General features: G+C 49.2%; 14 protein-coding genes. 11 read left to right on the forward strand and 3 right to left on the reverse strand.

What is annotated here, in order from left to right; translation table 11 throughout:
- Positions 1-24 precede the first annotated feature (24 nt).
- The 10 genes from atpE to AAZR23_RS17695 all read left to right on the forward strand — a co-directional run bounded on the left by atpE (position 25) and on the right by AAZR23_RS17695 (position 10,554).
- Positions 25-264 carry a F0F1 ATP synthase subunit C gene (gene atpE / locus AAZR23_RS17650; RefSeq protein ID WP_000429386.1) on the forward strand — a complete coding sequence of 80 codons (240 nt, stop codon included), beginning with the start codon at positions 25-27 and terminating at the stop codon, positions 262-264.
- A gap of 58 nt (positions 265-322) precedes the next feature.
- The gene (atpF, locus tag AAZR23_RS17655; RefSeq protein WP_024473723.1) at positions 323-793 is read left to right on the forward strand and encodes a F0F1 ATP synthase subunit B; all 471 of its coding nucleotides are present in this window, start codon (positions 323-325) and stop codon (positions 791-793) included.
- 12 nt (positions 794-805) lie between these two features.
- Positions 806-1,339: a F0F1 ATP synthase subunit delta gene (gene atpH / locus AAZR23_RS17660; protein WP_025153703.1), complete on the forward strand. Its 534-nt coding sequence runs from the start codon at positions 806-808 to the stop codon at positions 1,337-1,339.
- 14 nt (positions 1,340-1,353) lie between these two features.
- Entirely contained in the window at positions 1,354-2,895 is a 1,542-nt protein-coding gene (gene atpA, locus AAZR23_RS17665; protein WP_025153702.1) for a F0F1 ATP synthase subunit alpha, read from the forward strand.
- 53 nt (positions 2,896-2,948) lie between these two features.
- Positions 2,949-3,812 (forward strand): F0F1 ATP synthase subunit gamma, encoded by an 864-nt coding sequence (gene atpG / locus AAZR23_RS17670; protein ID WP_046892821.1) that lies wholly within the window; start codon positions 2,949-2,951, stop codon positions 3,810-3,812.
- Positions 3,813-3,847: 35 nt separating this feature from the next.
- Positions 3,848-5,230, forward strand: coding sequence for a F0F1 ATP synthase subunit beta (atpD, locus tag AAZR23_RS17675; RefSeq protein ID WP_024473722.1), 1,383 nt, complete (start codon positions 3,848-3,850; stop codon positions 5,228-5,230).
- Between the two features lie 21 nt (positions 5,231-5,251).
- Positions 5,252-5,677, forward strand: coding sequence for a F0F1 ATP synthase subunit epsilon (locus AAZR23_RS17680; protein ID WP_004236731.1), 426 nt, complete (start codon positions 5,252-5,254; stop codon positions 5,675-5,677).
- Between the two features lie 129 nt (positions 5,678-5,806).
- Positions 5,807-7,180 (forward strand): bifunctional UDP-N-acetylglucosamine diphosphorylase/glucosamine-1-phosphate N-acetyltransferase GlmU, encoded by a 1,374-nt coding sequence (gene glmU / locus AAZR23_RS17685; RefSeq protein ID WP_434694121.1) that lies wholly within the window; start codon positions 5,807-5,809, stop codon positions 7,178-7,180.
- Positions 7,181-7,274: 94 nt separating this feature from the next.
- On the forward strand, positions 7,275-9,104 hold the full coding sequence (gene glmS / locus AAZR23_RS17690; RefSeq protein WP_052926466.1) for a glutamine--fructose-6-phosphate transaminase (isomerizing): 1,830 nt from the start codon (positions 7,275-7,277) through the stop codon (positions 9,102-9,104).
- Positions 9,105-9,393: 289 nt separating this feature from the next.
- Positions 9,394-10,554 (forward strand): methyl-accepting chemotaxis protein, encoded by a 1,161-nt coding sequence (locus tag AAZR23_RS17695; RefSeq protein WP_434694123.1) that lies wholly within the window; start codon positions 9,394-9,396, stop codon positions 10,552-10,554.
- Here the strand turns inward: AAZR23_RS17695 and AAZR23_RS17700 are convergent.
- From AAZR23_RS17700 to nagK, 3 genes are all read right to left on the reverse strand, one after another.
- A complete protein-coding gene (locus tag AAZR23_RS17700; protein WP_107679592.1) occupies positions 10,545-12,086 on the reverse strand; it encodes a methyl-accepting chemotaxis protein in 1,542 nt (513 codons plus the stop codon). The two genes, AAZR23_RS17695 and AAZR23_RS17700, sit on opposite strands and share 10 nt — an antisense overlap.
- A 367-nt stretch (positions 12,087-12,453) precedes the next feature.
- A complete protein-coding gene (locus AAZR23_RS17705) occupies positions 12,454-13,488 on the reverse strand; it encodes a DUF2169 family type VI secretion system accessory protein (RefSeq protein ID WP_434694127.1) in 1,035 nt (344 codons plus the stop codon).
- Between the two features lie 231 nt (positions 13,489-13,719).
- Positions 13,720-14,631: an N-acetylglucosamine kinase gene (nagK, locus tag AAZR23_RS17710; RefSeq protein ID WP_434694130.1), complete on the reverse strand. Its 912-nt coding sequence runs from the start codon at positions 14,629-14,631 to the stop codon at positions 13,720-13,722.
- A 203-nt stretch (positions 14,632-14,834) separates the two neighbouring features.
- Between nagK and asd the strand changes: the two genes are divergently transcribed.
- Entirely contained in the window at positions 14,835-15,944 is a 1,110-nt protein-coding gene (gene asd, locus AAZR23_RS17715) for an aspartate-semialdehyde dehydrogenase (RefSeq protein ID WP_046892826.1), read from the forward strand.
- The last annotated feature ends 103 nt before the right edge of the window (positions 15,945-16,047 follow it).

Raw genomic sequence — 16,047 nt, forward strand, 5'->3', positions numbered from 1 at the left:
AACTGAAACAAACTGGAGACTGTCATGGAAAACCTGAATATGGATCTGCTGTACATGGCTGCCGCTGTAATGATGGGCCTGGCGGCTATCGGTGCTGCGATCGGTATCGGCATCCTCGGTGGGAAATTTTTAGAAGGCGCTGCACGCCAGCCGGATTTAATCCCTCTGCTGCGTACTCAGTTCTTCATCGTAATGGGTCTGGTTGACGCCATCCCGATGATCGCTGTAGGTCTGGGCTTGTATGTAATGTTTGCGGTTGCGTAGTGATACGGCCACTCCCGGATATTTACATCAACTCAATTAGATAAAGAGGTATTGTGCTGTGAATCTTAACGCAACAATCCTCGGCCAGGCCATCGCGTTTGTCCTGTTTGTTTTGTTCTGTATGAAGTATGTATGGCCACCGATCATGGCGGCCATTGAAAAACGTCAGAAAGAAATTGCTGACGGTTTATCTTCCGCAGAACGTGCTAAAAAGGACCTGGACTTAGCGCAAGCCAATGCGACCGACCAAATGAAAAAAGCGAAAGCGGAAGCATCTGCCCTGATCGATCAAGCGAATAAACAACGCGCTCAGATCATCGATGAGGCAAAAGCAGAAGCGGAAGTTGAGCGTAGCAAAATCGTAGCACAGGCGCAGGCGGAAATTGACGCCGAACGCAAACGTGCTCGCGAAGAGTTACGTAAACAGGTCGCCATTTTAGCTGTCGCGGGTGCCGAGAAAATTATTGAACGTTCCGTGGATGAAGCTGCTAACAGCGACATCGTTGATAAACTTGTCGCTGAACTGTAAGGAGGATGGGGCATGTCAGAAATCGTTACTGTAGCTCGCCCCTACGCCAAAGCAGCTTTTGACTTTGCTGTGGAAAACCAGGCCGTTGAAAAATGGCAGAACATGCTGGCATTTACCGCTGAAGTGACTCGCAATGAGCAGATCGAAGATCTGATTTCCGGTTCTTTTGCTCCGGAAACCCTGGCTCAGGCGTTTATCACTGTTTGCGGTGAGCAGATTGACGAGCATGTGCAGAACCTGGTTCGTATCATGGCTGAGAATGGTCGCTTAGTGACCCTGCCGGAAGTTAGCCGTCAGTTCGCAACATTGCGGGCTGCGCTGGAGTCAACTGTTGAGGTTGAAGTCACTTCAGCCGGCGAACTCAATGAACAGCAGCTGGCGAAAATTTCTGCAGCGATGGAAAAACGTCTGTCACGCAAAGTTAAGCTGAATTGCAAAATTGATAAGTCAGTTATCGCGGGGTTTGTATTGCGCGCCGGTGACCTTGTCATCGACAACAGCATTCGCAATCGACTCGAGCGTCTAACCGACGTCTTGCAGTCTTAAGGGGACTGGAGCATATGCAACTGAATTCCACCGAAATCAGCGAACTGATCAAGCAGCGCATTGCTCAGTTCAATGTCGTGAGTGAAGCTCACAACGAAGGTACGATTGTTTCCGTCAACGACGGTATCATTCGTATCCACGGTTTAGCCGAAGTTATGCAGGGTGAGATGATCTCTCTGCCGGGCAACCGTTATGCTATCGCACTGAACCTGGAGCGCGACTCTGTTGGTGCGGTTGTGATGGGTCCTTATGCCGACCTGGCAGAAGGCATGAAAGTAAAATGTACCGGCCGTATTCTGGAAGTGCCGGTTGGCCGTGGCCTGTTAGGCCGTGTGGTCAACACCCTGGGTGAGCCTATCGATGGTAAAGGCCAGGTTGAGCACGATGGTTTCTCACCTGTCGAAGTTATCGCACCGGGTGTTATCGACCGTCAGTCCGTTGATCAGCCTGTACAGACCGGTTATAAGTCTGTCGATGCGATGATTCCAATCGGCCGTGGTCAGCGTGAGCTGGTCATCGGTGACCGTCAGACCGGTAAAACCGCACTGGCAATCGATGCAATCATCAACCAGCGCGATTCCGGCATCAAATGTATTTACGTCGCAATTGGTCAGAAAGCGTCCACTATTGCTAACGTTGTCCGTAAATTAGAAGAGCACAATGCGCTGGCCAACACGATTGTTGTGGTCGCGAGTGCGTCTGAATCTGCGGCACTGCAATATCTGGCTCCGTATTCCGGTTGTGCAATGGGTGAATACTTCCGTGACCGCGGTGAAGACGCGTTAATCATTTATGATGACCTGTCAAAACAAGCGGTTGCTTACCGTCAGATCTCCCTGCTGCTCCGTCGTCCGCCGGGACGTGAAGCATATCCCGGTGACGTTTTCTATCTGCACTCCCGTCTGCTGGAGCGTGCTGCGCGTGTTAACGCGGAATATGTGGAAGCGTTCACCAAGGGTGAAGTGAAAGGTAAAACCGGTTCTCTGACCGCGCTGCCAATCATTGAAACTCAGGCAGGGGACGTATCAGCGTTCGTTCCGACAAACGTTATCTCCATCACTGATGGTCAGATCTTCCTGGAATCTGCGCTGTTCAACGCCGGTATCCGTCCTGCGGTTAACCCGGGGATCTCCGTATCCCGTGTGGGTGGTGCAGCACAGACCAAGATCATGAAAAAACTGTCCGGTGGTATCCGTACCGCTCTGGCACAGTATCGTGAACTGGCGGCGTTCTCACAGTTCGCATCTGACCTTGATGATGCAACCCGTAAACAACTTGACCACGGTCAGAAAGTTACCGAGTTGCTGAAACAGAAACAGTATGCACCAATGTCAGTGGCACAACAGTCTCTGTCACTGTATGCAGCTGAGCGTGGTTACCTGGAAGATATCGAAATTTCGAAAGTCGTGCCGTTTGAAGCTGCTCTGATTGGCTATGCCACTCGTGAACATGCTGATCTTCTGAAAGAAATCGACCAGACGGGTAGCTATAACGATGATATCGAAGCGAAGTTGAAAAACGTGCTCGATACCTTCAAGGCGACTCAGTCCTGGTAATACTAAACGGCCTGTGTGAACAGTACAGGCCGTCTGGTTCATGAGGAGAGCAAATGGCCGGCGCAAAAGAGATACGTTCTAAGATCGCCAGCGTACAAAATACGCAGAAGATCACTAAAGCGATGGAAATGGTCGCGGCGTCCAAAATGCGTAAAACGCAGGACCGCATGGCGGCCAGCCGTCCTTATGCAGAGACCATCCGCAGTGTGATTGGTCACATTGCGTTAGGTAATCTGGAATATAAACATCCATACCTCGAAGAACGCGAGGTTAAGCGTGTCGGGTACCTGGTTGTTTCTACCGACCGTGGTTTGTGTGGTGGCTTGAACATTAACCTGTTCAAGAAGCTGATTGTCGAAATGAAAGATTGGTCTGACAAAGGTGTTCAGATTGATCTGGCACTTATCGGGTCCAAAGCAGCGTCATTCTTTGCCTCTGTGGGCGGTAATGTGGTTGCTCAGGTTAACGGCATGGGTGATGAACCTTCGCTGGCTGACCTTATCGGTTCGGTAAAAGTCATGCTTCAGGCCTACGACGAAGGTCGTCTTGACAAGCTGTACATTGTAACTAACCGGTTTGTGAATACCATGTCTCAGGTTCCGACCATTGTTCAGGTTCTGCCGTTACCGCCAAGCGATGACGAAAACCTGAAGAAGAAAACCTGGGATTATTTATACGAACCTGATCCTAAAGCGTTACTGGATTCCCTTTTACGGCGCTACATCGAAGCGCTGGTATACCAGGGCGTTGTGGAAAACCTGGCCAGTGAGCAGGCCGCGCGTATGGTTGCAATGAAAGCTGCAACTGATAACGGCGGTAACATGATCAAAGAGCTGAATTTAGTTTACAACAAAGCGCGTCAGGCAAGCATTACACAAGAACTCACCGAGATTGTGTCCGGTGCTGCCGCGGTTTAACACCCGGGTTTTACGAATTACGTAGAGGATTCAAGATGGCTACTGGAAAAATCATCCAGGTTATCGGCGCCGTTGTGGACGTCGAATTTCCTCAGGATGCAGTACCGAAAGTGTACGATGCGCTTGAGGTAAAAAATGGTAATGAAAAACTGGTGCTGGAAGTTCAGCAGCAGTTAGGCGGCGGGGTTGTCCGTTGTATCGCTATGGGTACATCTGACGGTCTGAGCCGTAATCTGGAAGTAACCGATTTAGGCCACCCGATCGAAGTCCCTGTCGGCGTGAAAACCTTAGGACGTATCATGAACGTTCTGGGTGATCCGATCGATATGAAAGGTGACATCGGCGCAGAAGAAAAATGGTCTATTCACCGTGCTGCACCAACATACGAAGAACTGTCTAACTCCCAGGAACTGCTGGAAACAGGTATCAAAGTAATGGACCTGATCTGCCCGTTCGCGAAGGGTGGTAAAGTCGGTCTGTTCGGTGGTGCGGGTGTGGGTAAAACCGTAAACATGATGGAACTGATCCGTAACATCGCGATCGAGCACTCCGGTTACTCTGTATTCGCAGGGGTGGGTGAGCGTACACGTGAAGGTAACGACTTCTATCATGAAATGACTGACTCCAACGTTCTGGACAAAGTATCACTCGTGTACGGCCAGATGAACGAGCCACCGGGAAACCGTCTGCGCGTTGCACTGACCGGTCTGACCATGGCGGAAAAATTCCGTGATGAAGGCCGTGACGTACTGCTGTTCGTTGATAACATCTACCGTTATACCCTGGCCGGTACTGAAGTATCCGCGCTGTTAGGCCGTATGCCTTCAGCGGTAGGTTACCAGCCGACACTGGCGGAAGAAATGGGTGTGCTTCAGGAACGTATCACATCGACCAAAACAGGCTCTATCACGTCTGTACAGGCCGTTTACGTCCCTGCGGATGACTTAACTGACCCATCTCCTGCAACCACGTTCGCCCACCTTGATGCGACCGTTGTTCTGAGCCGTCAGATTGCGTCTCTGGGTATTTACCCTGCGGTTGACCCGCTGGATTCCACCAGCCGTCAGCTTGACCCGCTCGTTGTTGGTCAGGAGCACTACGATGTTGCCCGTGGCGTACAGTCAATCCTCCAGCGTTATCAGGAACTGAAAGATATCATCGCAATCCTCGGGATGGATGAGCTGTCAGAAGAAGATAAACTGGTTGTTGCCCGTGCCCGTAAAATCCAGCGCTTCCTGTCTCAGCCGTTCTTCGTGGCAGAAGTCTTCACCGGTTCACCGGGTAAGTTCGTTTCCCTGAAAGACACAATCCGTGGCTTTAAAGGTATTCTGGAAGGTGATTACGACCATCTGCCGGAGCAGGCGTTCTACATGGTTGGTACCATCGAAGAAGCTGTGGAAAAAGCGAAGAAGATTTAATCCGGTTGACAGGAGGCTGATATGTCTGCAATGACGTTTCACCTGACGGTAGTAAGTGCCGAGAAACAACTGTTTAAGGGCTTAGTCCAGAAGATTCAGGTGACAGGCAGTGAAGGTGAGCTGGGTATTTACCCGATGCATACCCCGCTGCTGACTGCCATAAAACCGGGCATGGTACGGATTGTTAAGCAATTTGGTGAAGAAGAGCTGATCTACCTTTCAGGCGGAATGCTCGAAGTACAGCCAAACGGCGTTATCGTACTTGCGGACACGGCTATCCGTGCAAATGATCTGGATGCTGCACTGGCGATGGAATCAAAACGCCGCGCAGAAGAAAACATCCGGAAAGCACATGGTGACGTGGATTATGCTCAGGCATCAGCCGAACTGGCAAAAGCAATTGCAAAATTACGTGTAATTGACGAATTAGCCAAGAAGATGATGTAACCGAGGCAGTTAAAATATAAAAGCCAGTCAGTATCTGCTGACTGGCTTTTTTGCGTTGCGAAATATGTGGTATTTTCGTGTGTAAACAGGTTTACTTGGCACTCTAAAAGAGGAGCGATCAGATTTCTTATGTCTACGAATGCTAAAAGTGTGGTAATTCTCGCTGCGGGTAAAGGTACCCGGATGTACTCCGCGCTGCCGAAGGTGTTACATCACCTGGCAGGCAAACCGATGGTTCAGCATGTGATTGATACAGCCCTTTCGCTGGGCGCACAGAACGTGCATCTGGTTTACGGACACGGCGGTGATTTATTACAGAATACGCTGTCGGATCAGAATCTGAACTGGGTGTTACAGGCTGAACAGCTGGGAACCGGGCATGCGATGCAGCAGGCTGCACCTCACTTTGCCGATGACGAAGATATTCTGATGCTGTACGGCGATGTTCCGCTGATTGCGGCTGAAACCCTGGAGCGCCTGATGGCGGTCAAACCGGAAGGAGGGATTGGTCTGCTGACGGTGATCCTGGATAACCCGGCGGGTTACGGACGTATTATCCGCGAAAACGGTCAGGTGACCGGGATAATCGAACAGAAAGATGCCTCTGAAGAACAGCAGAAAATCAACGAAATCAACACCGGTATTCTGGTGGCCAACGGCGGTGATCTCAAACGCTGGTTAGCAAAACTGAACAACAATAATGCGCAGGGTGAATTTTATATCACCGATATTATTGCTATTGCGCATCAGGAAGGGCGTCGTATTGAGACCGCTCATCCGGAAAAACTGAGTGAAATGGAAGGGGTGAATAACCGCCTTCAGCTCGCGGCGCTGGAGCGTATTTATCAGCGTGAACAGGCGGATCGTCTGTTACTCGAAGGTGTCATGATCCTCGATCCGGCACGTTTTGATCTGCGCGGCACCCTGACACACGGTAAAGATGTCATCATCGACGTGAATGTTATTATCGAAGGGGATGTGACCCTCGGGAATAATGTGGTGATTGGCACCGGTTGTGTGCTGAAAGACTGCGTTATCGGTGACGGCTCTGTGCTCAGTCCGTATACCGTGGTTGAATCATCTGAAATGGCACGTGACTGTACTGTCGGGCCGTTTGCCCGTCTGCGTCCCGGCTCTGTGCTGGCGGATAAAGCCCATGTCGGCAACTTCGTGGAAATGAAGAAAGCGACACTCGGTATCGGCTCCAAAGCCGGGCACCTCAGCTATCTGGGGGATGCGGAAATCGGCAATGATGTGAATATCGGTGCCGGAACCATCACCTGTAATTATGATGGTGCGAACAAATTTAAAACGGTAATCGGCGATGATGTTTTTGTCGGCTCTGATACCCAGCTGGTGGCGCCTGTCACTATCGGGAAAGGTGCGACTGTCGGTGCCGGCACGACCGTAACCAAAGATGTGGGTGAGAATGAACTGGTGATAAGCCGGGTCAGACAAACCCAGATTGCCGGCTGGAAACGTCCGGTAAAAATGAAGAAGTAAATACAATAATAACCCCATATCTACACAGCCCGGGGATACGGCAACGCCGTAAAAACAATCAGGCAGGACATCGTTAAATCAGGAATTTACAACTATGTGTGGAATTGTTGGTGCAGTAGCACAACGTGATATCGCTGAAATTCTGTTAGAAGGGCTTCGTCGTCTGGAATACCGCGGATATGACTCTGCCGGTATGGCGGTTGTGGACAGCGAAGGACATCTGACACGTCTGCGTGAAGTCGGCAAAGTAAAAATGCTGGCGGAAGAAGCAGAAAAAACGCCGGTTTCCGGCGGCACCGGTATCGCGCACACACGCTGGGCAACGCATGGCGAACCGCTGGAACGTAACGCGCACCCGCATGTTTCCGGGACTATCGCCGTTGTTCATAACGGTATTATTGAAAACTACAGTGAATTACGGGAAATACTGAAAGGCCGCGGCTATCAGTTCACTTCCGACACGGACACTGAAGTTATCGCTCATCTGGTAAACCATGAGCTTTCTCAGGGCGGTACACTGCGTGAAGCTGTGCAGCGTGCTATTCCGCAGCTGCGCGGTGCTTACGGTACGGTGATTATGGATTCCCGCACACCGGAACTGCTGGTTGCTGCCCGTTCAGGCAGTCCGCTGGTGGTTGGTCTGGGTGTCGGTGAAAACTTCCTCGCCTCTGATCAACTGGCTCTGCTGCCGGTTACCCGCCGCTTTATCTACCTGGAAGAAGGGGATATCGTCGAAATCACCCGCCGTCATGTGCATATTTTTGACTGCAATGGTGATGCCGCAGAACGTGATGTGATTGAATCTAACGTTCAGTATGATGCCGGTGATAAAGGTATCTACCGCCATTATATGCAGAAAGAGATCTATGAGCAGCCGCTGGCCATCAAAAACACGATGGAAGGGCGCCTGCGCAATGACACGGTTGAGTTCAGCGAACTGGGTGAAAAAGCCCGTGATGTGCTGTCCGGTATCGGGCATATCCAGATTGTCGCCTGTGGTACGTCATTCAATGCCGGGATGGTATCCCGTTACTGGTTTGAAGCACTGGCGGGTATTCCGTGTGATGTCGAAATCGCCTCTGAATTCCGTTACCGCAAACCGGCCTGCCGCAAGAACAGCCTGCTGATCACGATTTCACAATCCGGTGAAACCGCAGATACCCTGGCTGCGCTGCGTCTGGGTAAAGAATTGGGGTATCTGACTTCCCTGGCTATCTGCAACGTTGCCGGTTCATCGCTGGTGCGTGAATCTGATTTTGCCGTGATGACCAAAGCCGGAACCGAAATCGGTGTGGCTTCCACCAAGGCATTTACCACTCAGCTGACTGTTCTGCTGATGCTGGTGGCTTACCTCGGTCGTCTGAAAGGCAAAGGTGAGGAACTGGAACACCGTATTGTGACTGCGCTGCATGCTCTGCCGAGCCGCATCGAAAGCATGCTGTCCCAGGACAAAGTTATCGAGCAACTGGCGGAAGATTTCTCCGACAAGAGCCATGCACTGTTCCTGGGCCGCGGGGATCAGTTCCCGATCGCCGTGGAAGGCGCGCTGAAACTCAAAGAGATCTCGTATATCCACGCAGAAGCCTATGCAGCCGGTGAATTAAAACACGGCCCGCTGGCTCTGATTGATGCGGATATGCCGGTTATTATTGTGGCACCGAACAACGAACTGCTGGAAAAACTGAAATCCAATATTGAAGAAGTCCGTGCCCGTGGTGGTCTGCTGTATGTCTTCGCGGATAAAGACGCCGGTTTCAGTGACAGCGAAAATATGAAAATTATTCCGCTGCCGTATGTGGAAGAGCTTATTGCCCCAATCTTCTACACTATCCCGTTACAACTGCTTTCCTATCACGTCGCCTTAATTAAAGGCACCGATGTGGATCAGCCGCGTAACCTGGCGAAATCAGTGACGGTGGAATAAACCGGAGTCTGATTTAGTTTCAGAGAATTAAAGATTCAGGCCCGGAGCGCATCGCTGTGATGCACTCCGGGCTTTTTTTTACCCGGGTATTTCCATTGTTAAGAAAAACAACATCATTATTTGACCAATAATCATATTTGTAAACTAAATGTGATTAGGTTCACTTACTTATCAGTAATAAAATTTGAATTTACCCTGTTAATAATCAATTATATAGAAAGATAAAACAAAAAGTAAATTAAGATTCATTAACTAAAAATATCGCAAAATTCAAATTATGGAGTGAGTTATGCTTAAAAACATCAGTGTAAGAACGGTTATTATTGTATTTCTTATCTGTAATTTCACTACAATTAATATTATATTTCTGTTACCCCTGTCAGCATTGATCAAATTAGTGATGCTTAATATTGTCAGTGTTTTTACGTTTGTCTGCTCATGGCTTTACATCACGAAGTATCTGGTGATGCCGATCAATGCGGTGAAAAAAAGTATTGATGAGGTCAATGCCGGTAACTTATCAGTACGGATACCGGTATTTGGTAATAACTGTCCCGGACGCCTGATCCCGGGGGTGAACCAGCTGGCGGAAAGCCTTTCTCTGCTGGTCAGGGAGATCCGCAACTCATCGGATTCGGCATCCGGGTTATCTGAACAACTGGCAATGCGCAGTTTTGAACTGTCCGCCAAGACAGAGCAGCAATCAGCCATGCTGGTGGAAACAGCAGCCAATATGGAAGAAATTGCCGCCGGAACAAAAAACAATGCAGAAAATACCGTTCTGATCAGTGAGCACGCGCAGGAAGCAACCCTGTTTGCAGGACATGGCGGCAAGCTGATGGAGGAAGTTGCCACCAATATGCATTCTATTAATGAGTGCACCAATAAGATGACTGAAATCATCACCCTTATTGATTCCATTGCCTTCCAGACCAATATTCTGGCCCTGAATGCGGCAGTGGAAGCGGCCCGTGCCGGTGAGCACGGCAGAGGGTTTACTGTGGTTGCCGGTGAAGTCAGAAATCTGGCTCACCGCAGTTCGGAATCCGCAAAAAATATTAAATCACTGATTTCATTAACAACAGATAATGTGAAGCAGGGCGAGGAGATTGTTCACCGCGCCGAAGTGAATATGAATAAGATTGTTGAGGGGGCGGAGCGGGTAAACGGCCTGATGGCGCAGATCTCTGTTTCCACACAGCAGCAGCAGCAGGGGATTGAGCAGATAGCAACGGCCCTTTCCGAGCTGGAACAGGCAACTCAGGGCAGTGTGATGATCGCCGATGAGCTTGCCGGTTCTTCTGATGCACTTAAGGTTCAGGTTGCGGATTTACAGTCACGGACACGGGATTTCCGCCTGACAGATCATGCCTCTGCTCAGCCGCACAGCAAACCGGTATTAAATACCGGCAAACGGGCAGCGCGGTTTGCCGCATCTGCTCAGGCATGATTACCGAAGACCTGTATTGCCTGCTGCAGCCGTGAGGCCCGCCGCGTCAGTTCAGAGGTGGCGCCGGTAACATTATTGACCATTTCAGTATTGTTGCCGGTCATGGTGCCGATACGGGCGACAGATTCATTGATAAGCTCCAGCGCCTGAGTCTGTTCTTTGGTGGCAAGGCCGATTTCATTGATCATGGATGACATTTTCAGCACATCGGTGACCATTTCCCCGAGCTGGGTTTCAGTCTGCTCTGCGATTGTCACACCTGTACGGACATTGGCCGCATTTTTCTCAATCAGGGTTTTGATCTCTTTGGCGGCAGAGGCGGAATGCAGTGCGAGGTTGCGTACCTCTGCAGCCACCACAGAAAATCCCCGTCCGGCATCTCCGGCACGGGCGGCTTCCACCGAGGCATTCAGAGCCAGAATATTAGTCTGAAAAGCAATACGGTCAATCACACCGATGATATCGACAATATGATTATTGTCCGCAGAAATGGTATGCATCATATCGATGGTTTTCTGCATGGTTTCGTTGCTTTGTGTCGCACTGTTACTCGCATTACCGGCGATATTCATAGTCAGATAGACACTTTCGGCCGTCTGCTGCACCGCACTGCTGATCTCCTCAATAGCAACGGCAGTTTGCTGCAAATGGGCGGATGCTTCTTCTGAGCGGGTATGCAGCGCGGTGGTTTCCTGTGAAACCCGCTGGTTGATAGCTTTGATCCCGGCAACCTGGGTACTGACGTCATCCACCAGCGAATTCAGGTTAAGCCCTGACTGATTCACCATGCGCATCAGCAGGCCGATTTCATCCACTCTGTCCATGTGTACGGGTGCCGGTTTACGGCCGGAAACCACTTTTTTCATCTGTGACAGCAGTAATTTAACCGGCTGAGAAACGTGTGACTGAAGGTAAAGCGATAACAGAATAAACAGAGTCACTACGCCACCCGCCTGAATAAACGGATTTAACGGTGAAAATAACAGCGCCAGCGTTAATAACATGACGCTTAATAAGGAATAATTGATCCGCTTTCCGACCGGCAGCCATTTCATTAATGATAAAAATGCCAGTTTGCCTTTGCGGATAATAACGCCTTTAAAAAGACGGTATCCGTTTAGTTTATTATTCTTTAACCGGCTGTAAAGTGATGCGCTTTTTTTTATTTCATCGCGGGATGGTACTGTACGGACGGAAATATAGCCGGTTAATTTTTTATCGTGCCATACCGGGGTGACATTTGCTCTTACCCAGTAATGGTCGCCGTTACGACAACGGTTCTTGATAATACCTGTCCAGCTGTCACCCTGTTGCAGGGTATACCACATATCAGCAAAGGCAGCCGGTGGCATATCCGGATGACGGATAATATTATGAGGTTGTCCGGTAAGCTGCCCTTCCTCAAATCCGCTTGCTGTAATAAATGCAGAGTTTGCATAGGTTATATGGCTTTGAGTGTCAGTGGTTGACATTAATATTGCATTATCGTTAAGCGAATACTCATGCTGTGTGACAGGCATGTTGTTTTTCATGATAACCCCGGGATAATGTGAAACAATTAAAAAGAGTCCTCCGCACTGTAAGAAGACAGCACGGAATAGGTTATTTTATTTTTGCGGTAATATATTCTCAAATGACCGGGAAATATATGACTTTTTATTTTTAAAAATTATTTTTTGTCATTGAAATGAAATAATTTAAGAGATACTTAATTGTTGCATCAATATTACGGTTATTCTTTTTTATTGATGTGGCAACATGTTTTATGTTATTTGTTGTTTATATCTGATAGGTGATTTTAATATAAATAAATCTCAGTTTCGGAAATGTAAAATCATTACTTAACCGTAATTTTTAGCGGAGACAATAGCGCCGCTTTTTACGTGCAATGTGTACCGGTCATATGGCCGGATGATCCGGAATGTAGCGCAGCGTCACCTCTGTGATGTTCAGAGAGTCCGGCAAGGCAATGCGGTAAGTGCAGAACACTTTTCTCAGGTTCATATCCACAACAATGGTGTCGAGCTGTAAATTTTTCGGGATAGAAAACCCGAGGCCGGAGCCGATAAAAACAAACAGATTTTCCACCGGAACATAAAACAGGACATGCTGGCGCTCAATCTCGGTCGCTGATACCAGACCAAACAGTTTCAGCGGGAGTTTATTACCGGCTTTAAGATGGGGTATCTGCAGCGTCGGGTGTGCGCCACACCAGTAATTGATATTATCCGGCATCTGTGACGGCGGGTTCTGATGGTAATCGCCGGCGTATTCCGCACGCCCCTGCCAGGTCCGGCCAAAAAAGCCGAAACCGTCCGGCCTGAGTATCTGACTGATATGCTGTGCCGGGATATCCGGGGATTCTATCTGATGCGCCGGTAACTGTGTTTTATCACTCCCCGCGAGAAATTCTGCCGGATACCAGCCCATACCAATCGGATTTGCCGGAGAAGTAAAAACAGTATCACCGGTACTGTATGTACCACCGGAGGCATGCTCATAGCGGATATTAAGATAACTGATGGGCTCCGGCTCTGTCAGAAACCATTCATTGCCCTCTTTTACCCAGTTACGGGGACCGAATATACGCAGGGCTTTCTGATATTTTCCTATCTGAATCCCCACATCAAAAACCGGAACCGGATTATTTTCCGGCACAAACGCAGTGGCGTTAATGACAATATCCGTTTTTGGTTTATAGGGTGCCAAATCATTTTCATATTCAATGCTGGCATCAATCATTTCACTGTAGCTGATATCTGTATAATTCAGCGGGGATTGTTCGGGAGAAATAATAAGCTGACTCTGACCATTACGGGTATTTATCCGGATATCATAAGTGATACGTGATGCAACAACATGAAATTTATCATGATGCGGGTTATGACAGTCAAAATTCAGTGCCGGAAAAATAGTATGATTGATGAAATTCATTATCCACTCACCTATGATATATAATAATCACAAGAATACGTAATTTAACACGGACTGATATAATACAGAGAAAACAGAATGATATTCTATGTACAAATACGGTACGTTGCAGATTCAGCCGGCTTTTAATACAGATAATCTAACCTTTTTCCGGGATAAATAAGATAAGAGTTAGCCTATATTATTTTTAATATTTACCGCCTGTATCCGCAGGCGGTAAATATATGCCGGTCAGCCGGAAAAATTCAGACAGGCTGCTCCTCTGGCACCGCCGGAATCCCCGTAACGGGCCTTATGAATGGCGGGCAGTGAGGCAACACCGTAGAGGTACTGCGGCAGGTATTCCGGCAGCAGGCGGTAAATTTCCTCAAATTGCGATAATCCGCCGCCGATCACGAGTAAATCAGGATCAAAAACACTCAGTACATTCCCCAGATAGTGCGCGAGCAGTGACATGTAGCGTTCAACGTGCAGTTTTGCATGATGATCACCGTCGTAGTAACGGGTGATAATATCAACCGCACTGAGTTTTTCGCCGTAAAATGCCGTAAAAATCCGCTCAAATCCCGGGCCGGAAAGATAGGTTTCAAAGCAACCGGTTTTTCCGCAGCCGCAGAGAGTCTCCGGAACCTGATGCCCGAGAAGTTTATCCCCTTCCAGGGTCATATTGATGTGGCCGATTTCACCAGCAATCCCATTTTTCCCCGGCAACACCGTGCCGTTAATCACAAAGCCGCCGCCGACACCGGTACCGAGGATCAGACCCAGCACCGTCGGGTAGTGGCGGAATGCCGGGTCCCAGGCTTCGGAAAGTGCAAAGCAGTTGGCGTCATTTTCAATTTTTACCGGACGCTGCAGTATCGTTTCCAGGTCATGGCGCAGAGGCTGATACTGCGCGGCGGGCACATTGGTGGTAAATACGGTTCCTTTTTCATGATTCACAATACCCGGAACACCGATACCGATTTTTCCTTTACAGCTGAGTTCGGTATCCGCCTGTTCTGTCAGTTGCCGGAATGCTTCAAGCAGCGCGGCATAGCTCTCTTTGGGAGTCGCGATGCGTTTTTGCCAGACCGGCTCCAGTGCTTCATTAAAAACGGCAAGCTCAATTTTTGTCCCGCCCATATCAAAACCGTAATACATGATGATTCCGCCCTGTTCTGATCATTGTGGTGTTATCTCCAGCATAAAGCACCGGCGGTCGGATGAGAACCCGCTGCCTGATATAAGTCCGGCTTCTGAACAGCGGGGGATCATCAATAAATTCACTTGCACCGTTATTCATATTTTGTCAGGTTAAGAGTATTGCAAACGCAGTTCAGATGAGAATAAAAGGAAACATCACGATGAAAAATGTGGGATTTGTCGGCTGGCGCGGGATGGTGGGGTCTGTGCTGATGCAGCGCATGACAGAAGAGCGGGATTTTGACGGTATCCGTCCGGTATTTTTCTCAACCTCGCAGAGCGGCGGGGAAGCGCCGTCATTCGGCGGACACCGCAGTACGTTACAGGACGCTTTTGATATTGATGCTCTGCGTGCACTGGATATTATTATCAGCTGCCAGGGCGGTGATTACACCAATGATGTCTATCCTAAGCTGCGTGAGAGCGGCTGGGACGGTTACTGGATTGATGCGGCATCAGCACTGCGGATGAATGATGACGCTATTATTATTCTCGACCCGGTTAACGGTAAGCATATAGAAGAGGGACTGAACCGCGGCATTAAAACATTTGTCGGCGGTAACTGTACAGTCAGTCTGATGCTGATGTCTCTGGGCGGTTTGTTTGAGGCGGATCTGGTGGAGTGGGCTTCTGTGGCAACCTACCAGGCTGCATCCGGTGCCGGTGCCCGTCATATGCGCGAGCTGCTGGTACAGATGGGTGCACTGAATGCGCATGTGGTGAAAGAGTTGCAGGACCCGGCTTCCGCAATCCTGGATATTGAACGCAAAGTGACTGAATTTACCCGCAGCGGTGCATTACCGGCGGAACAGTTCGGCGTACCGCTGGCCGGAAGCCTGATCCCGTGGATTGATAAGCAGCTGGATAACGGCCAGAGCCGTGAAGAGTGGAAAGGTCAGGCGGAAACCAACAAAATCCTGTCACGCGGTCAGAATATTATCCCGGTGGATGGTTTGTGCGTCCGTATCGGGGCACTGCGCTGCCACAGCCAGGCATTCACCCTGAAACTGAAAAAAGATCTGCCGGTTGCAGAGATTGAGTCTTTACTGGCTGCCCATAACGAGTGGGTACGGGTTGTACCGAATGATCGTGATATCTCCGTGCGTGAGCTGACGCCGGCGGCGGTTACCGGCACTCTGAAAACGCCGGTCGGGCGCATCCGTAAACTGAATATGGGGCCGGATTATATCTCGGCATTTACTGTGGGTGATCAGCTTCTGTGGGGAGCCGCAGAGCCATTACGCAGAATGCTGAATATTTTATTGAAATAACGATAATATTTTAGTTAGATGTAAAATAATGGACTCATGTGCTGATTTTTCCACATGAGTCATTTTTTTTGTTTGTAATTTGGTTTTTTATCAGTATCTGTAT

The organism is Morganella sp. Je.2.23 (assembly GCF_051129855.1).
Lineage (GTDB): Bacteria > Pseudomonadota > Gammaproteobacteria > Enterobacterales > Enterobacteriaceae > Morganella > Morganella sibonii.